Source organism: Pseudothermotoga elfii DSM 9442 = NBRC 107921, from assembly GCF_000504085.1.
Lineage (GTDB): Bacteria > Thermotogota > Thermotogae > Thermotogales > DSM-5069 > Pseudothermotoga_B > Pseudothermotoga_B elfii.
In genome coordinates this window covers 1,961,223-1,979,370 of the sequence record NC_022792.1, presented here as the reverse complement: position 1 = coordinate 1,979,370, position 18,148 = coordinate 1,961,223, and the positions used below count along the sequence as shown (strand labels likewise).

The 18,148-nt window shown below is 37.6% G+C and carries 22 protein-coding genes and 1 tRNA gene; 13 read left to right on the top strand and 10 right to left on the bottom strand.

Going from position 1 to position 18,148, the window contains the following annotated elements:
- Positions 1 to 149 precede the first annotated feature (149 nt).
- Together proC and TEL01S_RS09670 are read left to right on the top strand one after the other, a co-directional pair.
- Positions 150 to 944 (top strand): pyrroline-5-carboxylate reductase, encoded by a 795-nt coding sequence (gene proC, locus TEL01S_RS09675; protein WP_012003903.1) that lies wholly within the window; start codon positions 150 to 152, stop codon positions 942 to 944.
- A 12-nt stretch (positions 945 to 956) separates the two neighbouring features.
- On the top strand, positions 957 to 1,415 hold the full coding sequence (locus tag TEL01S_RS09670; protein WP_012003902.1) for a hypothetical protein: 459 nt from the start codon (positions 957 to 959) through the stop codon (positions 1,413 to 1,415).
- Here the strand turns inward: TEL01S_RS09670 and TEL01S_RS09665 are convergent.
- Entirely contained in the window at positions 1,402 to 2,061 is a 660-nt protein-coding gene (locus TEL01S_RS09665; protein WP_012003901.1) for a class II aldolase/adducin family protein, read from the bottom strand. The two genes, TEL01S_RS09670 and TEL01S_RS09665, sit on opposite strands and share 14 nt — an antisense overlap.
- Positions 2,037 to 2,945 carry a GGDEF domain-containing protein gene (locus TEL01S_RS10780; protein ID WP_049753376.1) on the bottom strand — a complete coding sequence of 303 codons (909 nt, stop codon included), beginning with the start codon at positions 2,943 to 2,945 and terminating at the stop codon, positions 2,037 to 2,039. Before TEL01S_RS10780 ends, TEL01S_RS09665 begins: the two co-directional genes overlap by 25 nt.
- Before the next feature lie 132 nt (positions 2,946 to 3,077).
- Here TEL01S_RS10780 and TEL01S_RS09655 point away from each other — a divergent pair, with 132 nt between their 5' ends.
- The 5 genes from TEL01S_RS09655 (at position 3,078) to TEL01S_RS09635 (ending at position 6,696) form a co-directional block, all read left to right on the top strand.
- On the top strand, positions 3,078 to 3,647 hold the full coding sequence (locus tag TEL01S_RS09655; RefSeq protein WP_012003899.1) for an isochorismatase family cysteine hydrolase: 570 nt from the start codon (positions 3,078 to 3,080) through the stop codon (positions 3,645 to 3,647).
- Positions 3,629 to 4,414 (top strand): NAD(P)/FAD-dependent oxidoreductase, encoded by a 786-nt coding sequence (locus TEL01S_RS09650; RefSeq protein ID WP_012003898.1) that lies wholly within the window; start codon positions 3,629 to 3,631, stop codon positions 4,412 to 4,414. The genes TEL01S_RS09655 and TEL01S_RS09650 overlap by 19 nt, the downstream gene beginning before the upstream one ends.
- 3 nt (positions 4,415 to 4,417) lie before the next feature.
- Complete coding sequence (locus tag TEL01S_RS09645; RefSeq protein WP_012003897.1) at positions 4,418 to 5,389, top strand: radical SAM protein; 972 nt, start codon at positions 4,418 to 4,420, stop codon at positions 5,387 to 5,389.
- Positions 5,390 to 5,434: 45 nt separating this feature from the next.
- On the top strand, positions 5,435 to 5,854 hold the full coding sequence (locus TEL01S_RS09640; RefSeq protein WP_012003896.1) for a secondary thiamine-phosphate synthase enzyme YjbQ: 420 nt from the start codon (positions 5,435 to 5,437) through the stop codon (positions 5,852 to 5,854).
- A gap of 65 nt (positions 5,855 to 5,919) precedes the next feature.
- Entirely contained in the window at positions 5,920 to 6,696 is a 777-nt protein-coding gene (locus TEL01S_RS09635) for a sugar phosphate isomerase/epimerase family protein (protein WP_012003895.1), read from the top strand.
- A gap of 1 nt (position 6,697) precedes the next feature.
- Here TEL01S_RS09635 and TEL01S_RS09630 read toward each other — a convergent pair whose 3' ends face one another.
- Both TEL01S_RS09630 and TEL01S_RS09625 read right to left on the bottom strand, forming a co-directional pair.
- Positions 6,698 to 7,450, bottom strand: coding sequence for an IclR family transcriptional regulator (locus tag TEL01S_RS09630; RefSeq protein ID WP_232504362.1), 753 nt, complete (start codon positions 7,448 to 7,450; stop codon positions 6,698 to 6,700).
- Between the two features lie 13 nt (positions 7,451 to 7,463).
- Complete coding sequence (locus tag TEL01S_RS09625; protein ID WP_028843670.1) at positions 7,464 to 8,486, bottom strand: sugar kinase; 1,023 nt, start codon at positions 8,484 to 8,486, stop codon at positions 7,464 to 7,466.
- Between the two features lie 166 nt (positions 8,487 to 8,652).
- On the opposite strand from TEL01S_RS09625, the gene TEL01S_RS09620 reads away from it, so the two are divergent.
- Genes TEL01S_RS09620 through TEL01S_RS09610 form a run of 3 tightly spaced genes read left to right on the top strand, consistent with a single transcriptional unit; the run spans position 8,653 to position 10,947 of the window.
- A complete protein-coding gene (locus TEL01S_RS09620) occupies positions 8,653 to 9,537 on the top strand; it encodes an ABC transporter ATP-binding protein (RefSeq protein ID WP_028843671.1) in 885 nt (294 codons plus the stop codon).
- Positions 9,534 to 10,331, top strand: coding sequence for an ABC transporter permease subunit (locus tag TEL01S_RS09615; protein ID WP_028843672.1), 798 nt, complete (start codon positions 9,534 to 9,536; stop codon positions 10,329 to 10,331). Before TEL01S_RS09620 ends, TEL01S_RS09615 begins: the two co-directional genes overlap by 4 nt.
- Positions 10,332 to 10,338: 7 nt before the next feature.
- Positions 10,339 to 10,947 (top strand): TetR/AcrR family transcriptional regulator, encoded by a 609-nt coding sequence (locus tag TEL01S_RS09610; RefSeq protein WP_038051474.1) that lies wholly within the window; start codon positions 10,339 to 10,341, stop codon positions 10,945 to 10,947.
- A gap of 3 nt (positions 10,948 to 10,950) precedes the next feature.
- Here TEL01S_RS09610 and TEL01S_RS09605 read toward each other — a convergent pair.
- Positions 10,951 to 11,027, bottom strand: a tRNA-Thr gene (locus TEL01S_RS09605).
- A gap of 104 nt (positions 11,028 to 11,131) precedes the next feature.
- On the opposite strand from TEL01S_RS09605, the gene TEL01S_RS09600 reads away from it, so the two are divergent.
- The 3 genes from TEL01S_RS09600 (at position 11,132) to TEL01S_RS09590 (ending at position 14,451) form a co-directional block, all read left to right on the top strand.
- Complete coding sequence (locus TEL01S_RS09600; RefSeq protein ID WP_028843674.1) at positions 11,132 to 12,274, top strand: MalY/PatB family protein; 1,143 nt, start codon at positions 11,132 to 11,134, stop codon at positions 12,272 to 12,274.
- A 245-nt stretch (positions 12,275 to 12,519) separates the two neighbouring features.
- A complete protein-coding gene (locus TEL01S_RS09595) occupies positions 12,520 to 13,410 on the top strand; it encodes a D-alanine--D-alanine ligase (protein WP_028843675.1) in 891 nt (296 codons plus the stop codon).
- Complete coding sequence (locus TEL01S_RS09590) at positions 13,411 to 14,451, top strand: hypothetical protein (RefSeq protein ID WP_028843676.1); 1,041 nt, start codon at positions 13,411 to 13,413, stop codon at positions 14,449 to 14,451.
- On the opposite strand, the gene rdgB is transcribed toward TEL01S_RS09590, so the two are convergent.
- From rdgB to rlmN, 5 genes are read right to left on the bottom strand one after another with little or no spacing between them, the layout of a single operon-like run.
- Entirely contained in the window at positions 14,439 to 15,026 is a 588-nt protein-coding gene (gene rdgB, locus TEL01S_RS09585) for an RdgB/HAM1 family non-canonical purine NTP pyrophosphatase (RefSeq protein ID WP_012003886.1), read from the bottom strand. The two genes, TEL01S_RS09590 and rdgB, sit on opposite strands and share 13 nt — an antisense overlap.
- Positions 15,017 to 15,667, bottom strand: coding sequence for a ribulose-phosphate 3-epimerase (gene rpe / locus TEL01S_RS09580; protein ID WP_012003885.1), 651 nt, complete (start codon positions 15,665 to 15,667; stop codon positions 15,017 to 15,019). The genes rdgB and rpe overlap by 10 nt, the downstream gene beginning before the upstream one ends.
- Entirely contained in the window at positions 15,667 to 16,536 is an 870-nt protein-coding gene (gene rsgA, locus TEL01S_RS09575; RefSeq protein ID WP_028843677.1) for a ribosome small subunit-dependent GTPase A, read from the bottom strand. The genes rpe and rsgA overlap by 1 nt, the downstream gene beginning before the upstream one ends.
- Positions 16,533 to 17,054, bottom strand: coding sequence for a PASTA domain-containing protein (locus TEL01S_RS09570; RefSeq protein ID WP_028843678.1), 522 nt, complete (start codon positions 17,052 to 17,054; stop codon positions 16,533 to 16,535). Before TEL01S_RS09570 ends, rsgA begins: the two co-directional genes overlap by 4 nt.
- Positions 17,009 to 18,025, bottom strand: a complete 1,017-nt coding sequence (rlmN, locus tag TEL01S_RS09565; RefSeq protein ID WP_038051477.1) for a 23S rRNA (adenine(2503)-C(2))-methyltransferase RlmN — start codon at positions 18,023 to 18,025, stop codon at positions 17,009 to 17,011. Before rlmN ends, TEL01S_RS09570 begins: the two co-directional genes overlap by 46 nt.
- Positions 18,026 to 18,148: the final 123 nt, after the last annotated feature.

Below are 18,148 nucleotides of genomic sequence, written 5' to 3'. Positions count from 1 at the left end.
ATGTAAAGTGCAAATCAAAATCTTTTATTTCCCATAAATATGGTATTATCAATGAAAAAGGGCAGATAAACAGTCGTTTCAGGGATTTTCTAAGAAAATCGGCTTATTGTATTTTATTAAACCAGAAAATCATCAAGGAGGAAGAGTAAATGGTGGGTGTTGTTGGGGTTGGCAACATAGGTTCGATCATAGTTAATAGGTTGGTTGAATCTGGGATTTTTTGTCCGGGTGAAATTATTTTGAGTAATAGATCGTCAGAAAAACTGAAACCTTTTTTATCGATGGGTTGTTTGGTTGGAACCAATGAGAAAATCTCAAAGTTGTGTGATTTAATATTTCTTTGTGTCAAACCGCAAGATAGCCAGAAAGTGTTTTCTGAGCTTAGAGAATTTAATGGGAGATTAATTATCAGTACTATGACAGCCATATCGATAGATAAGATCTTCAAAGAGACTCGTTGCAACAATGTGGTAAGGATTATGCCAAATATACCCGCAAAAATTGGGAAAGGAGTTGTAGCAGCATCTAAATCTCAAGCAATTGATGATCAAATGTGGAATGAATGCCAGCTCATTCTTTCCTGCCTTGGCAAGGTAGTAGAGGTTGAAGAATATCAGCTTGCAGCCGTTACTGCTCTGAGTGGAAGTGCTCCTGCGTTCATTTTTGTTATTATAGAAGCGCTGATTGATGCGGGTATCAGAATGGGGCTTTCTTATGAGATCTCAAGATCTATGATTCTGGAAACCATGATAGGTTCAGCGGAACTTCTTTCAAATCTTGGAAATCATCCAGGAGAGTTCAGGCATGTAGTAACATCTCCGTCAGGTACAACAATTGAGGGTATCTACAGAATGGAAAGAGAAGGCGTGAGAGGTGCTCTTATGAAGACTATTCAGGAGACCTACTTGAGAGCGCTTCAAATCGAAAAAGATTTTGGCAATTGAGGAGGGAAGAGGATGAGTAAAGTAACTCTGAGTGCAGCACTTGCTGGTATCTTTTTCATAATTCTTGGAATAGTTTTGATATTCGATCTTAACGCAAATCTCGTGTGGTCAGTTATTTTGCTTGCGCTTGGTCTCGGCTTTGAATTTGGGGTTTTTGGAAAATCTTACGGTAGATTCGTTCCCGGAGGTATTTTAACAACCATTGGCGTTCTTTTTCTTTTTTGTTCAGTTATTGGTTTTTCTTATCTGAAATTTCTCTGGCCTGTTTTTGTTATGGCACCAGCTACTGGTTTGATTCAGGCTTATTTTGCCAGCAGAAAAAAAGGATTGCTCGTTTCGGCAATGGTTCTTTTCGCGATGACTGCGTTTTTTTTCGGCGTGAGTTTTTATCAGACAGTTTTCTTGAGGATCGTCTTTGGTGTTTTAATTATAGTTTCAGGTATAGCGTTGCTCATTCCTAAAAAGAGATAAAATCAGTTGCCTGTCCATAATTTTTCTTCAAAAACGTCATAGCTTCTTCTGCATATTTTTCGTCGATGACGTAAATCGGCATGTTTGTTGACATGGCAGATACGTATACCTGGGCACTTCTTTCAACAGCTTCGCACATATTGAAAGCTTCGTCTAATGATTTTGCGGCACACACAAGGCCATGATTTGCTATTAACACCGCCCTGCTGTCTTTCATGCAACGAACTACATTTCTGGCAAGCTCATTTGTTCCAGCATTTGCATATTCACTCACGGGAATCTGCTTTGAAAACATCAAAACAGTTTCTGTTATTGCTGGTAATGGAATTCGAAGCACAGAAAGTACTGTTGCGTAAATTGAATGTGTATGAATAACAGCGTTCACATCAGAAAAATTTCTGTATATCTGTGTGTGAAGCTGATACTCAATAGATGGTTTGAGATTCCCTTCAATTATTTTTCCATTCATATCTATAACAGGCACCTGATCAAAATTGAGTTTATCGTAGGCGATGCCACTCGGAGTAATTGCTATGAGATTTTCATCTATTTTCACGCTTATGTTTCCCGAACTTCCACTCACATGGTTTGATCTAAGCATTTTTAATCCAAATTCAACTATTAATCTTTTTTGCTGCTCGTACATGTTTTCACCTCGTCTTCTTCAGGGTTAATCTGCGAACAGAACATATATCCAATCGATCGATTTTTAGCTTCATACATGGCTTTATCGGCATTTCTGGTCAGTTCTTCTATTGTTTTACCATCTTCTGGAAAAACGGCAATGCCTGCACTTACACCAACGCAAAACGGATTACCATTAACAGTGACAGGACATGAAATGGTCTTTACAAGCCTCTGAATTATTTCTTCAATATTTCTTTCATCTATGTCTGTCAGCAAGATAACAAATTCATCTCCTCCTATTCGCCCAACTATATCGTTCTTTCTTACGACTGATTTGAGTCTTTTGCCAACAGCTTCAAGTATCTGATCGCCCATATGATGGCCATGTTTGTCGTTGACTGACTTGAATCTGTCTAAGTCCAGATAAACAACAGCTGCTGATTTACCTTTTTGCGAGTAAAGTTTTAAAATTTTGCGTGCCTCGCTTAAGAAAGCCCCTCTGTTCATCAAACCCGTCAAGGAATCTGAAAAAGCCAGTTTCCAAAGTTGATCGCCGAGTGTTTCCCGAAAAAACCAGAACAAATCGATAGCAACTGCGGTAACACCTACTGCTTCGAGTAGATTTTGTATTTGAGAAACCTGAGGGATTATGAAAAACACACCGAGCACAGAAATGTATTTTGCATACATAAATAAAAAAATACCTATTTTCAAGATTACATAAGAGTATCCAAAGACAAGGCACATTATCATAAAACGTGCTGCGAGGTCTACGATGGCTGGTAAAAGAAAAGAAATGTTAACTTCTTCAACCTTAAGGCAGGTAAGATCTAAGATCGCAACAGTTGAAAATAAAATAAGTAAAACACGTATTATCCCACGGCGTTGATATTGATTTTTCAATGACATCACCTCATGATTGTTCTCTACCAAACTGATTTTAGCATTTTTTATTAAATTGGCATTGACTATGATTTCGTTATTATTGCCTGAAAATAAAAATATTTGCGATAAAATATTCTGAGAGGTGATTTCTTGTTTTTTCTGGAAGAAAGAAGAAGACATCCTTGCAGGATAAATCATGTAGCTTTGCTGGTAATTGATGTACAGAGATATTTCTGTGATTTGCACGGAGGAGCTTATCTGCCGGGTGTAGAGAACGCTTTGAAAAAAATCAACGATCTAATAAAAGCCTTTGAAGATAAGGCTTTACCTGTTTTTTGTACTGTCCACAGAGGAAACAATAAAATGATGAAGCAATGGTGGGGAAACTCCGTTGAAGGACAACAAACTGAATTGTCGGTGATTCAGAAAAAGGCACAAATTATATACAAAGATTCATATGATGCATTTCATAAAACGAAACTTGAAAACTGTCTTCGAAAAGAACAGGTGAAACAGCTGGTTGTTTGCGGTGTCATGACACATTTATGCGTTGAGACAACTGTGCGAAGTGCATTTGTAAGAGGATACGAGGTCGTAGTTGCCCAGGATGCGTGCTGGGATAAAAATGACTGGTATCATTTTTCATCTTTAAAAAGCTTGGCTCATGGTTTTGCAGTTGTGAGTTTAGCAGATGAGATAATATGCATGTTGGGATCGTAGGCGCTGGTCCGGCAGGTGTTTCCGCCGCAGTTTTTCTCAAACGCTGCGGCATAGAGATATCTGTTTTTGAAAAAGAATCTGTGGGTGGTCTCATCGCCAATGCATGGCGTGTTGAGAACGTACCAATAATTTCTCCGTGTAGTGGTGAAGAGATTGCAAGATCTCTGAAAGTGAGTTTAAATGAATTTTCTATAAATGTTCTTTATGAAGAAGTTGTGGAAATTTTCAATCGTAGAGTTTTAACCAGATCCAAAGAATATCTCTTCGACAAAATTATTGTGGCAAGTGGTACATTGCCAAGAAGGATTTTAAAATTTGAAGTGAGCAGTAATGTTGTTTACGAATACAGACATTTACCAGCAGATATAGAATCACTTGCTGTTTTTGGTGCAGGAGATGCTGCTCTCGACGGGGCGCTAAAAGCTTTTGAAAATGGAGTCCGGTCAGTTCATATATTCAGCAGGAGTGGGAGAATAAAAGCCATAAAAAGACTTAGGGATCTGGCTATGAATTCTCCGATTGTTTTTCATTTTTCAGAACCAATTTTGGATGTAATCCAGGGTGAAAAGCTTATTTTAACCACGCATAAGGCAGTATATGAATTTGATGCCCTGTTGATTTGTATTGGAAGGGTTCCAAATGTGTTGTTTGTCAAAGAGCGCACCAGTGATATATATATCGTTGGCGATGCGCATGGCAGTCATAGGCAGATGAGTATCGCCATTGGTCAGGCGATAGAAACAGCTATGAATATACTGGGAGGTTGAAAAATGAAAATTATTGCAAAGTATGGTAAAGAAAATATAGCCACCGTTTATATTGGCATAACTTCGAGAGGAAGCATGGTTGAATTTGTTCAATCGGTTCAACCACCTTTTTCAAGGAATGAAAAATGGGTTTTGATAATTTCAACATTGAAAGGTTGCCCTGTGGGGTGTCTGATGTGCGATGCTGGTGGTTATTACGAAGGAAAATTGACAGCCGAAGAGATGCTTGAACAGATTGATTTTTTAATAAAAGAGTATTTTCCAGATGGTCTTGTCAAAGTGAAAAAATTTAAAATTCAATTTGCGAGAATGGGAGAACCGGCACTCAACAAAAATGTTCTGACTGTGCTCGAAAAGGTTTCAGATCACGAGAATTTGATCCCATCTATATCTACGGTAGCCCCGTATGGGTGTGAGGAATTTTTCGATCGGCTGCTGAGTATAAAACAAAGACATTACCAAGGAAGATTCCAGCTTCAATTTTCGATTCATTCTACAGATGAGAATCAACGCGATGAAATCATACCTGTGCGAAAATGGTCGTTTAAAGATATAGCTCTTTATGGAGAAAAATTTGTAAAAAACAATGATAGAAAGATAGCATTAAATTTCGCACTTTCAAATAAAGTAACGGTGAGCGCAGAGAAGATAGCAAACACATTTTCGCCTGATAAATTCCTGATAAAGATAACTCCCGTGAATCCGACGTATAACGCGGTGAATAATCAAATCGAATCTGATATAGACCTGTCCACAGGTTTTCCAGTTAGACACAGGGTTTTCATGGAAGAGTTGAAAAAATCCGGTTTTGAAATCATCTTAAGCATCGGAGAACCTGAGGAAAATAAAATAGGTAGTAATTGCGGTCAATATATAAGGAAACATATTTCTAACACTCAGAAGCTGTCTCAGGCTTATACATATGTTCAGAAGAGTGAAAATGTGTTATTCTACAATCATTTTGATCAATCTTAATTTTATATTCCATTCGAGTGAAGTGATTTTTTAAGGAGGGATAAAATGAAAACTTTCAGAAAAGAGTTGTGGTTTCATACAAAGAGGCGAAGAGAATTTGTGAACATTACTCATCTTCTGGAAAAATGCGTTGAAGAAAGTGGAATCAAAGATGGATTGCTTTTATGTAATGCGATGCATATAACCGCAAGTGTTTTTATAAACGACGATGAACGTGGACTTCATCAGGATTTCGAGAATTGGCTTGAAAAACTTGCTCCAGAAAAACCTTATTCACAGTATAAACATAATGATAGTTTTGAGAATAACGCAGATGCCCATTTGAAAAGAACAATTATGGGAAGAGAGGTTGTTGTGGCAATCACAAATGGAAAGCTTGATCTTGGCCCGTGGGAGCAGGTGTTTTATGGGGAATTTGATGGTATGAGGGACAAACGCGTTTTGGTCAAAATTATAGGCGAGTGAAAGCTGTAGTATAATCTACGATTAATCATAAAAAGGGGGTTAAAGGGTTCAACGGAGTCACGTCTATGAAACATGATCTTTTTAGTGATATCAATTCTGCTTCTGATGCAGGATTTGACGTAATTGAAATTTGGAAAGAAAAGCTTTTTAAAGCCATTGCTGAAAAATCTTTGCATGATATAAGTGTCGAACTGATTAAAAATGCTCTGGATCCGTACTCGATAAACTCGCTCGAGCAGGCTACTTTCAGTGATAATTTTGCAGATAAGTTTGAGAAATTTGAAATGCTCTGTGTTATTGCTGAACAATTGCGCGTTAAAGTAATTGTTGTCATACCAGGCTTTGTGAAAGAGGAGTTTTCAGAAAAAGAGATTAAAAAAGAAACATTGCGCGCCCTAAGAGAGTTTTCAAAGTTAGCAAAACAGTATTATGTGAAAATTGGTTTTGAATTTCTCGGAGAAAAAGATTGCTCGATCAGCAGGTTTAGTCTTGCGCGTGATATTATTCAGGAATTGAACGAGAGCAACGTTGGACTTGTGATAGACACATACCATTTTTTCAAGGGTGGTTCAAAGTTGCGTGAACTTGAAGACATGAAACCGGAAAACATATTTCTGGTACATGTGAGTAATCTGGATGAAGTAGAAGTTGCGGCTGACCATGACAGATTGATGCCCGGCGATGGAAAGTTACCAATTAAAGAATTTTTTGCTGTATTGCGAAAGATAGGTTATGATGGGGTTGTTTCGGTGGAATTATTTAATGGGAAGTACTGGGAGATGGACCCAAAGAGAATCGCTCGAGAATCGTATGAAAAACTCAGTGACGTTTTGAATATTTGATTCAAGATGCGCCGAGTTTCTTAGAGATTTCATGGGCTGTCCTCATAACCTCCATGGCGACAACAACAATCGTTTGTTCACTGAAAGAAGTTGCAGCTGCTGTAACACTTATACCTCCTATTACGTTCCCTGTATAATCAAACACCGGTGCGCCCAAGCATTTAACACCATGCTCGTTTTCTTCATTGTCTATAGCGTAGCCTTTTTGCCTTATGAGTGAAAGCTCATGGATTAATCTGTCTGGATCAGTTATTGTGTTATGTGTGTGCTTTACCAGTTTCACCCTTGAAAGATAGCTGTTGAGCTCTTCCGATGGCATAAAAGCCAGAATAGCTTTGCCAAAGCCGGTAGAATAAAGTCTCATTCGCATACCTATGCGTGAAATGGTTGGTATGGTCCTTGCGCTTTCTATTTTGTCCACGTATACACCTTCGTCACCGTCTTTTATTGCAAAATGGACGGTCATTCCTGTCTTTTCCATCAGGTCTACAAGAAATGGGTGAGCGATTTCTCTGACCTGGACGTTTCGCAAAACTATGCTGCTCAGTTCAACTATTTTGTACGATGCGATATATTTGTGAGTCTGCGGTTCTTTGTAGACATAACCGCAATTAACGAGCGTCTCAAGGTGTTTGTAAACAGCCGGAGGAGACAAATTCATATGTTGCGCTATATCCTGTATTCTTGCTCCATTTTTTTTCGAAATCACGTATTCAAAAATTTTCAGTGCCTTTTCAACTGATCCAATTGCCATATACATTATCTCCTTAGCGGACGACTCTCCCAGAGCCTTCGCCTTTTGCAAGCTTTTTGACCTCATCGATGCTGACCTGGTTGAAATCTCCAGCGATGGTGTGTTTCAAGCATGAAGCGGCAACGGCAAACTCGAGAGATTCCTGAGGTTTCATATTGTTTAGAAAGCCAAATATTAGGCCTGCAGCAAATGAATCACCGGCACCAACTCTGTCAACAATGTGAACTGTATACTGTTTGCTTGAATAAAAATCTTTTCCATCCATCAAAACTCCAGACCATTTGTTAACATTAGCTACGATACTTTCACGAAGACTTATTGCAACTTTCTTGAACCCAAATTTTTCCTGTAATCTTGTACATACCTGTTCATAACCTTTCAAGCTTAGTTTTCCTTCGATTATATTTGAATTATCTGCTTTAATGCCGAAAACTTTTTCTGCATCTTCCTCGTTAGCAAAAAGCACATCAACATATTCAACCAGCTCACTCATTACTTGCCTTGCTTTTTCCTCACTCCATAATTTTGCGCGGTAATTCAGATCACAGGATGTCATAATTCCTTTTTCTTTCGATTTTTTCAAGGCATTTCTGCATGATTCAACAAGGTTGTCTGAAAGAGCTGGTGTGATGCCTGTAAAGTGGAACCATTTCGCATTTTCCAGAATTTTATCCCAGTCAAAATCATCGGGATTCGAGAGGGCAAAAACAGAGTTGGCTCTGTCATATATAACCTTCGAAGGTCTCTGGGAAAAACCTGTTTCGAGGAAATAAAGTCCGAGCCTACCTTCACCAAAACATATGTATGATGTGTCAACACCATATTGCCTGAGAATGCGTAAAACTGCCAGCCCCAGATCATTTTTTGGCAATTTTGTTACAAAAGCAACATCTATACCAAAATTAGCAAGCGAAACAGCGACATTTGCTTCGGCGCCCGCATATGTAACATCAAACTGTGACGCCTGAATCAATCTCAAGTGACTTTGAGCAGAAAGCCTCATCATGATTTCTCCGAAGGTAACGACTTGCGACATATTATCACCTCTATTTCTTTATAGTTAATCAATAATACTATTAATAAATCAACATTCATTCTATCATATCTTTTTGCAGCATGTCAATGTTGTTCAAAATTTATTGACCACATGGTCAATAAAGTGATAAAATACTATATGTCAGCCAGTTAGAGGAGGAGATAGTGTGAACGCGCTGGAGGTAAAAGACCTTACCAAGTATTATGGAAAAAGCAGGGGAATAGAAAAAGTAAACCTCAGAGTTCAGGAGGGTGAAATCTTTGGGTTTATTGGTCCAAACGGTGCTGGTAAAACAACTACAATCAGATTAATCCTCAGGTTGATCTTTCCGAATCATGGAACCATAAAAATATTTGAGAAAGACTTACGCGAATATGGAGAGGAACTTCGCAATGAAATAGGTTATATACCAGGCGAAGTGAATTTCTATCCTGAGGTAACAGTTAAAGATTTTCTGGAGTACACCGCCAGGTTTTATAAGACTGCCGAAAAAAGTTATGTAGAAAAGCTGTGCAGAAATTTTTCGATTGACGTAAAGAAAAGATTTAGAGAGCTTTCTATGGGAAATAAGAAAAAAGTTGCCATAGTTCAAGCATTGATGCATAAGCCAAAATTGCTAATTCTTGATGAACCAACGAATGGTTTGGATCCGCTCATACAGAATTTATTGTTTGAAATTCTTAAGGAGGAAAGAAAAAAAGGTGTGACTGTTTTCTTTTCATCGCACATTCTGAGTGAAGTTGAGAAGCTTTGCGACAGAGTCGCTTTGATAAAGGATGGCAAAATTCTGAGGACAGAAAAAATAGATGATCTGATGAAGCAGAAATATAAAATTGTGAAATTGAAGACTGATGAAAATCCCAGTACTTTGAAAAATGTACTGCAAATAAAAGATTTTAAGAGTGAAAATGGTACTACGAGTTTTATTTATTATGGTTTAATCGGCGATCTGATCAAAAAACTTTCCGGGTTGAAAGTAAATGATTTATGGATAGAGGATCCTTCCTTAGAAGAGATTTTTATATCTTACTACAAGGAGGAGTCAAAATGAATATTTATCGCTGGGATTTAAAAAGAAATATGAAAAGTGTGTTAATCTGGACGATTGTGCTTGTTGCAATTCAATTTATGTATGTTTCTATATATCCATCGTTTGCCTCTGAAACAGAACTCCTTACCAGATGGATGAAAATCATGCCAAAAGCGTTCGTGAAGCTTTTCAATCTTGAAGATATTGATTTTTCAAATATATTGAATTATCTTGCCATGGTATCGAGTATATATATTACTCTGGTTGGAAGTGTTTTTGCCGTGATTGTTGGAGCAAGAAGTGTTTCTCGAGAAGAAATTGAAAAAACTGTAGAGTTTCTGCTTACAAGGCCAGTCAATCGTATCAGTGTTGTTCTGAGCAAATTCAGTGAATCAATCTCAGAATTGATTATTTTTGATGTAGTCGTTTCTCTGTCTTCATTAATGGTTCTGAACATTTTCAAACAGAGTGATTTTGATACCGGCAAATTCTGGATCTTCTGGTTGTCTCAGATAATACTTCACATAGCCATTATGAGTATTAGTTTTCTTGTTGGATCAACTTTGAAAAGGCCTGAAAACGCGTTTTCACTTTCTCTCGGAATTATGTTTGTTCTGTATATTTTAAATGTGATTTCAAAGTTGACAGAGAAGGCGGAATTTTTGAAGTATTTTACGCCCTTTTCTTATTCAGATGCTTCTGCTGTTATTAAATCTGGCTTAGAGCAATCGTTTTTATATTTTTATGCACTGCTTATTCCTACATCACTGTTGCTATCTTTGATCGTTTACTCCAAAAAAGATATCCTGGTGTGATAGATATATGTCTTACAAGAAAAAAGACAAGATACTCATGCTTGCGATGGAAGAATTTGGGAAAAAGGGATACGAAGCAGCTTCTACCAATCAGATAGCGAAAAATGCTCAGGTTGCCAAGGGATTGATATTCCATTATTTCAAAGATAAGGAAAATTTATATTACGAGACTTACAAGATGGTCTTGGGTCAAACTCTGGAGGAATTTAATAAATTTGTCGAAAGCCATAAAAATGACGATCCTTTCGATATGATGAAAGCCTGGGCCATCAGAAAAGTACAGTTGTCTTATGAAAAGCCTGAAATGGTTGATTTTCTGGCAACTCTCATGAGTGCACCTGACCAAGTCAAAACAAAAGTTGTCAATGATCTCAAGGAACTTCAAACGAGTTTTTTTAATATTTTGTTTGAGAAAATACAAAAATTGAACTTGAGAGATGGCATAACAGCAGAAATTGCTATTAAATTTATCGTGTGCCTCTTTAGGGGGCTTACGGAGGTATATTTTGAAGTCTACAGATCCAAACCGGAGAATATAAAGCAAGATGTTAAAAAATTGCTTGATGAAAGCAATGCGATGATAGACATAATAAAACACGGCATTGTGGAAAAATAAAACTGGAGCAGGCGGTGGGACTCGAACCCACACCCTCCGCCTTACCAAGGCGGCGCTCCACCGCTTGAAGCTACGCCTGCTTACGTTGTCAGTATACCAGAAAAAAATACTGTTTTCAAGTATCTGAGATTACGGAAGTTTGGGTATAATCATGATCAAGATGAAATTCGCTGGAGGGGATAAGATGAGTCTTAATTTTGTTGACAGATCTGGATGGAACAGCATTAAATATGATTCAATATACCGTAAATATGGTAAAGATGTGATACCCGCCTGGATAGCAGACATGGATGTTGCAACAGCCCCGGAAATAATAGAAGAATTTTACAAAAGGGTTTCTCATGGTGCTTTTGGTTACACATTCCGTTCTGAAGAATATTACAGTTCAATCGTCAATTGGTACAGAAGCAGATATAATTTTGAACTTCAACCGGATTGGATAGTCGATGGTATAGGGGTTATACCGATGATATCAGTTTTGGTAAATGCTTTGACAGATCCGGGTGATAAAATCATAATTCAGCCACCTGTTTATCCACCGTTTTTTTCAATTATCAGAAAAAATAACAGAACACTTGTTGAAAACAGGCTCGTTAAAACTGATAGTGGTTATGTTATGGATATTGAGCATTTGAAAAGAGTTGTTGATTCTCGCACGAAAGCAATAATACTATGTAACCCTCATAATCCTGTTGGAAGAGCTTGGACTTTGAATGAATTATCTGAATTATATAAAATAGCTATAGATCGCAATTTAATAATAATCAGTGATGAGATACATGGTGATATTATTTATAGCCCTGATAGATTCACTACGATCTTGAAAGCAGGTTTGCCAAATGTTATTGTTCTTAACTCTCCTGGTAAAACTTTTAACATGCCTGGCTTGAACAATTCCTATGGAATAATACCTGATGAAAATCTCAGAAAGAGATACCTTGAGTTTGTTTCAAGGTATGAAATAGGTTCGTCCAATATATTTGGTACTATAGGTCTTCAGATAGCTTATTCAAAGGGAAGTACCTGGGTCGACAAGCTTTTGGAACATCTTTTGAAAAATAGAAATGTAGCTTATGAGTTTTTGAGGGAAAATTGTCCACTAATAGATGTGAATCTACCCCAGGCTACGTTTTTAATGTGGTTGGATTGTCATAAGCTAAATTTGCAGGACCCACAAAGGTTTTTTCTCGAGAAAGCAAGAGTTTATATGAACAGTGGAAAAGATTTTGGTGACCCGCACTCGATCAGATTAAATTTTGCGTGCAGCACGGAAACGCTAATTGAAATCTTATCAAGAATAAAAAAAGCCTACGACAGTGCTTTATAAAAACTCCACATCTTTACATTGCTTAAAGAGGAAGTTTATCTCCTTTATGGGCGGAAGGAAGTCACAAATTTATTATTTTTCTTTATGAGATATCATTTAATAAGGCGGTAGGTTTTGACTGAAAATATTGCTTCATAAAAAATGAAGGATATGGTGGCTTAAATAAAAAACAGGATGATAAGTGGTTGAAAGACAGATCGTATAAAATAATGTTTTTTAGTACTTGGCAGAAAGGATTGTGAGTTATGAAAATTGCAGTTCTTTTAGGAGGAATTTCGAGGGAGCGTCCAATATCTCTCAAAAGTGGGGAAAATGTTTTGAAAGCTCTGAAAAAGCTTGGTCATGATGTTGTTCCGATAGACGTAGATGAGAATTTTTTAGAAATAGCCCCTAAGCTCAAAGAGTTTGAAGTTGTATTTAACGCACTGCATGGGCATTTTGGTGAAGACGGAACTGTTCAGGCAATCTTGGACTGGGTTGGGGTTAGTTATACCGGCTCGAAAGTTTTGGCAAGCGCCATATGTTTTGATAAAGTCATGACTTACCGTGTTTTAGATGGTTATGTGAATTTTCCCGAGTATACGATTGTAAAAAAGCCTGTTAAAGAATCGCCATATGGTTTTCCCTGCGTTATAAAGCCAAGAAAAGAGGGGTCAAGTATTGGTGTTCATATATGTGATAACTCGAATCAATTGTATAATGATTTATCTGAAGAATTGAAAAAATATAACGAGATGATGATTCAGAGATATATAGAAGGCAGAGAATTGACTGTTTCAATTCTTGAGATTGGTAAACCACAAATATTACCGGTACTTGAGTTGAAACCAAAACGACGCTTTTATGACTATACTGCCAAGTATGTTTCTGGTATGACCGAATTTATCTTGCCTGCGCCGTTAAGCGTGGAGGAATACGAAAAAGTTGCAAATTCGTCTCTCAGAGCCTTTGAGTTATGTGGGTGTGAGGGCTTTGCCAGAGTGGATGGTATTCTAAAAAATAACGTTTTCTATGTTCTTGAGTTGAACACTATACCGGGCCTAACTGATTTGAGTGATATGCCTGCTTCTGCTAAGGCCGCTGGCATGAGTTTTGAGGAGTTAGTAGATGCTATAATTCAAACGGCGGTGAGATGATTGAAGGCTTTGATCAGGTCAGTTATTTTTAATCGGTGGCTGAGATTTTGCGATAAAATAATGGGTTCTTCTGAGTATAGCTTTGGAAATATATTTTTATCTTACAAGGACGGCCTGGTAATTCGTGCTACTGACGGTTGTTTGACTGCCTGGATGAAGATTGCTGAATGTGAACCATTTTACGGAGAAGTTCAGATCCCGTTGAGATTGCTAAAAGGTTTTTTGATTGGTGAAAAAACTGAGGAAGTAGAATTAACATTTATAGGTGATCAGGTGTTACTGCATGCCAATCAAGAAACTTTGAGAATTAAAACTTCCCAACCAAAAGATAGAGAACGCATGGAACCTTTTAAAGAAGTTGGCCGTACGCATCTTAAAAAGTTTGTAACTTATCTGGATTTTGCGACAGCTGCACTTGAAGAGGGAGATATGACGTACATAGGTTCATTTGATAACCATCTTGTCATGGTTGCGTCTTCGCGCACAATTTTAAGCATTTGCGAATTTGATGATAGTTCTTTTGAAGAGTTTCATTTCTCAGTGCCATATATGAGTAGCAGACACATTGTTAAAGCCATGAAAGTTTATCAGAAAGATTGTCTTTTAACTCTGGCTATTGGTGATGAAAAACTAACTTTGCTCACGGATGATTTTGGAATGCAGATTTGTGGAGAAAAAAGTTCTTTTGATTCCAAGATAGATCAGGTATTTTTTGAAAATGGAAATCCAGAGATGCTTTATTCAGCTTTTGCGAAATACATTTCGAAAGCTGCCTGGCTTCTGCCAAAAGATACCATTTTGAAAATCAGCGGGACAGATAAAGAAATCAAATTTTTTGGGACATACGGTTCTGTTCAGTACAAAGCGGAACTTCCTATGGGCATTTCGAAGCCTTTTGAAGTAGAAGTTTCGCCCCACAGACTCAGATCAGCACTTGCACGCATGAGTTCAAGATTATTTTTAATTGTTTCTGATCGGTTTATAAGGATAGGGGATCAGAAAGGTAGATATGTGGTGATACCTTTTGCTCATATCCGATAGTTTAGTAATCTGTCCAGCTTGCTGAATAATTTGCTGAATGCTTTGTACCTGTGGCTCAATTTGTGCTTTTCTTCTCCCATTTCTCCGAAAGTTGTACTGTATCCATTTGGTATGAAGATTGGGTCGTAACCAAATCCTGATGTGCCTCTTATTTCTCTGCTTATGGTTCCTTCTACTGACTCCTCACAGCAAACGATTGTTTTTTCGATAGGATCGTAATAGGCAGCAACACAGACAAATCTTGCTACTCTTTCTTGTTTTGTTTCGAGCATTTGCAGAATGAACTGCATTTTTTCCTTATAAGAAGCATTTTTCATAAATCTTGCCGAGTGAACTCCTGGAAAACCGTCAAGCGAATCTATTACAAGTCCTGAATCATCAGCTATCGTTTTCTTTTTTGTAAGATTCGCATAGAAGGTTGCCTTTCGAATAGCATTTTCCATAAATGTGTCTCCATTCTCAACTGCCTCAAGCGCAATATTTAGATCTTTCAGCGTTAAAACTTCAACTCCATCTGGGACAAATTTCTTGATTTCTTCTATTTTATGACCATTTCTGGTTGCAATTAAAAGCATTTGATCGCCTCCAATTTTCTTTTGAATGATGCAAAATCTGACCTGAAAATCCCATATCCCATAACCAGTATTTCTGCTCCACTGCACACAACCTTTTCGACGGTGTTTTCGTTGATTCCTCCATCAACCATTATTTTTGTTTTCAGACCTTTTTTTTGGATCATTTCCGAGAGTTTCCTAATTTTTTCAACGCTGGATTGTATAAATTTTTGTCCAGAAAACCCCGGATTAACCGTCATTATGAGAACACCGTCCAGATCTTCAAGTATCTCAGAGAGCATTTCGATGGGCGTGTGAGGATTCAAGGCAACATAGGCTTGTGCTCCTTTGTCTTTTATCTGGTAGACAACTTTGTGTAAATGAACGCATGCTTCATAATGAACGGCTATTATTGAGGCGCCTAAGTCGATAAATCTCTCGACGTATTTTTCTGGATTAATAATCATTAGGTGAGCATCTATGGGCAAATCTGTGCACTTCCTTACGGCTTCGAGTACAGGAAACCCAAAAGTTATGTTAGGTACAAAAACACCGTCCATGACATCCAGATGGATCATGTCGATGTATGGTTCCACTCTTTTTACTTCTTCAGATAATCTCGAAAGATCGCTTGCCAGAATAGATGCAGATATCATCCTCATTATTTACTCACTTCCTTGTACATGGTTACATAGCTTTCATATCTGCTCGTGGATATTTTACCCTCTTCTACCATTTGTTTTATTCGGCATCCAGGCTCAGAAATATGTGTGCAATCTTTGAATAAGCAATTTCCATTTTCTACAAATTCTGGAAAATAGAACTTCAAATTATCTGGATCTACGTGACTGATATCTATCAATGAGAATCCAGGTGTATCTACCACATGACCTCCAAATGGCAGGTGAATTAGCTCGGCAGCTGTGGTAGTATGTTTTCCTCTTTTTGTTCTTTCAGAGATTTCCTGCGTCCTCAGGTTTATACCCGGACATATGCTGTTTAAAAGGCTGCTTTTTCCAACGCCAGAAAGGCCTGCAAAAACTGATAACCTGTCTTTGAAATACTCTTTCAATTTTTCCAGACCTTCACCAGTTTTAGTGCTGGTACACAGAAGGGGGTATATTTTGCTGTAGGTTTTAATAAAGTGGTCTTTTTTTTCTTTATCTTCTTCGGTGAGTAAGTCAATTTTGTTCAGAATGAGAAGGACATTCAGTCTGGCTTCTTCTATAAGAACAAGTAATTTATCCAGAATGAGAAGGGAGACTTCTGGCTTTTTGATAGTATAGACGCACACAACTTGGTCTATATTTGCAACACGAGGTTTTAAAAGCTCGTTCTTTCGCTTCAAAACAGATTCAACAACACCTGCATCCTGCACTCTTACATATTCGACAATATCACCAACAATTGGCTTAAGCCCTTGCAGTTTAAACCTGCCTCTCAAATGGCACCTGATTTTTTCCTTAGTTTTTGCATCTTCTACAATCAACATATTGGACATGAATTTGACAACAACACCCCTGCTTCTCAGTTCTCTTCCCTCCCTGTTATTTCCCCAGAATCGATAAGAATATTTATTTCATCTCCTTGTTTTACTGGAGTTCCGACTGGCGGGTAAATTCCTATAACTCTTCCATCAGTTCCTTTGTATGGCATTTCCGTTATACTTACCTTGAATCCCATTTCCGAAAGTATTGTCAGTGCAGTATCTTCTGGAATGCCGACCAGGTCAGGTATAGGTATTTTCTGAGGTTCACTCAAAAATATAGTTATTTCCCTATTCTTTCTTACCTTTTGACCGGCATTCGGGTATGTATGGCTCACAGGGCCAGTGCCAATAACCTGGCCGGGTTTTAATCCTGTTTTCTTGAGTATTTCAACAGCTTCATTCAATTGCATAGATCTCAGATCAGGAATCTCAACCAATTTTGGCCGAATCATAAAATATGAAAAAAATATAGCAGCGCCAGCGATTGATCCTAAGACGAAATAGATTGTGAAGATTATAATTGCTTTGAAAGGAGATTTCTTATTCTTAGTTGCCCGCATGCTGCTTCTATGTCTGCCCCCTTTTCGTATCTTATCTCAGCTTCTATACCTGAGTTAATCAGGATTTCTTTGAATCTGTTGATTTTCCATTTTGCAGGTTTTTCGAAGTTTGAGAACGTTGAATTCACTGGTATTAAATTCACAAATACTTTCAGGCCATTCAGGAGTTTGGCAAGTCTGCGAGCATCTTCATCGAAATCGTTGAATTCTTTTATAAGAATGTATTCGATCGTAAGTCTCCGATCTGATCTTTCCTGGTAATTTTTTGCCGCATTGATAATTTCTTGAATAGAATATTTTCTGTTTATTGGGATTATCTGATCTCTTTTCTCATTTGTTGAAGCATGTAGAGAAATAGCTAGGTTTAGGTCGAGCCTTTCTTCAGAAAGTTTCAATATCATTTCAGGTATCCCAACAGTGCTCAATGTCACACGTCTGGTACCTATGTTTTTTGTTTTTTTATCTATCAATATCTTGATGCTTTTGATAACATTATCGTAATTCAACAACGGTTCTCCCATTCCCATATAAACAATATTTCTTATTGTTTGTCTGGAATCTTTTTCTATTGCGAGGATTTGAGAAACTATCTCACCAGCGTCGAGATTTCTGACGAAACCACTCTGACCTGTTGCACAAAAACTGCATTTAACCGGGCAACCGATTTGTGTCGAAATACAGGCTGTTGCATAACCTTCATGAAACAGCAGAACAGATTCTATTGTGTTTCCATCTGACAGCTCATAAAGATATTTCGTGGTTTTGTCTATCGAGGAAACTCTTTTGCTTACAATTTTTGGAATCTGAATACAAAAATTTTCTCTCAGAAGAGATCTATGCTGTTTTGAGAGATTTGTCATTTGTTCGAAAACAAAAACATGTTTTTTGTAGATCCAATCAAGTATTTGATCGGCTCTATATTTTTCCAGACCAAGTTCCTGAATTTTCTGCACAAATTTTTCGTAAGTCATACTTAAGATATTCAAAGTTACCACCTCGTATGATGATTATACGATCATATCTTTAAGATGAGCTAATATTAATCAAACTTTTGGTAGAATTTGAGATCTGTGGAAAAAATTGTCTCAGGATGG

Coding starts and splice junctions, on each gene's coding strand:
- proC (WP_012003903.1), top strand. CDS start 150: ATGGTGGGTGTTGTTGGGGTTGGCAACATAGGTTCGATCATAGTTAAT.
- TEL01S_RS09670 (WP_012003902.1), top strand. CDS start 957: ATGAGTAAAGTAACTCTGAGTGCAGCACTTGCTGGTATCTTTTTCATA.
- TEL01S_RS09665 (WP_012003901.1), bottom strand. CDS start 2,061: ATGTACGAGCAGCAAAAAAGATTAATAGTTGAATTTGGATTAAAAATG.
- TEL01S_RS09650 (WP_012003898.1), top strand. CDS start 3,629: ATGCATGTTGGGATCGTAGGCGCTGGTCCGGCAGGTGTTTCCGCCGCA.
- TEL01S_RS09645 (WP_012003897.1), top strand. CDS start 4,418: ATGAAAATTATTGCAAAGTATGGTAAAGAAAATATAGCCACCGTTTAT.
- TEL01S_RS09640 (WP_012003896.1), top strand. CDS start 5,435: ATGAAAACTTTCAGAAAAGAGTTGTGGTTTCATACAAAGAGGCGAAGA.
- TEL01S_RS09635 (WP_012003895.1), top strand. CDS start 5,920: ATGAAACATGATCTTTTTAGTGATATCAATTCTGCTTCTGATGCAGGA.
- TEL01S_RS09630 (WP_232504362.1), bottom strand. CDS start 7,450: ATGGCAATTGGATCAGTTGAAAAGGCACTGAAAATTTTTGAATACGTG.
- TEL01S_RS09625 (WP_028843670.1), bottom strand. CDS start 8,486: ATGTCGCAAGTCGTTACCTTCGGAGAAATCATGATGAGGCTTTCTGCT.
- TEL01S_RS09615 (WP_028843672.1), top strand. CDS start 9,534: ATGAATATTTATCGCTGGGATTTAAAAAGAAATATGAAAAGTGTGTTA.
- TEL01S_RS09610 (WP_038051474.1), top strand. CDS start 10,339: ATGTCTTACAAGAAAAAAGACAAGATACTCATGCTTGCGATGGAAGAA.
- TEL01S_RS09600 (WP_028843674.1), top strand. CDS start 11,132: ATGAGTCTTAATTTTGTTGACAGATCTGGATGGAACAGCATTAAATAT.
- TEL01S_RS09595 (WP_028843675.1), top strand. CDS start 12,520: ATGAAAATTGCAGTTCTTTTAGGAGGAATTTCGAGGGAGCGTCCAATA.
- rdgB (WP_012003886.1), bottom strand. CDS start 15,026: ATGCTTTTAATTGCAACCAGAAATGGTCATAAAATAGAAGAAATCAAG.
- rpe (WP_012003885.1), bottom strand. CDS start 15,667: ATGAGGATGATATCTGCATCTATTCTGGCAAGCGATCTTTCGAGATTA.
- TEL01S_RS09570 (WP_028843678.1), bottom strand. CDS start 17,054: ATGCGGGCAACTAAGAATAAGAAATCTCCTTTCAAAGCAATTATAATC.
- rlmN (WP_038051477.1), bottom strand. CDS start 18,025: ATGACTTACGAAAAATTTGTGCAGAAAATTCAGGAACTTGGTCTGGAA.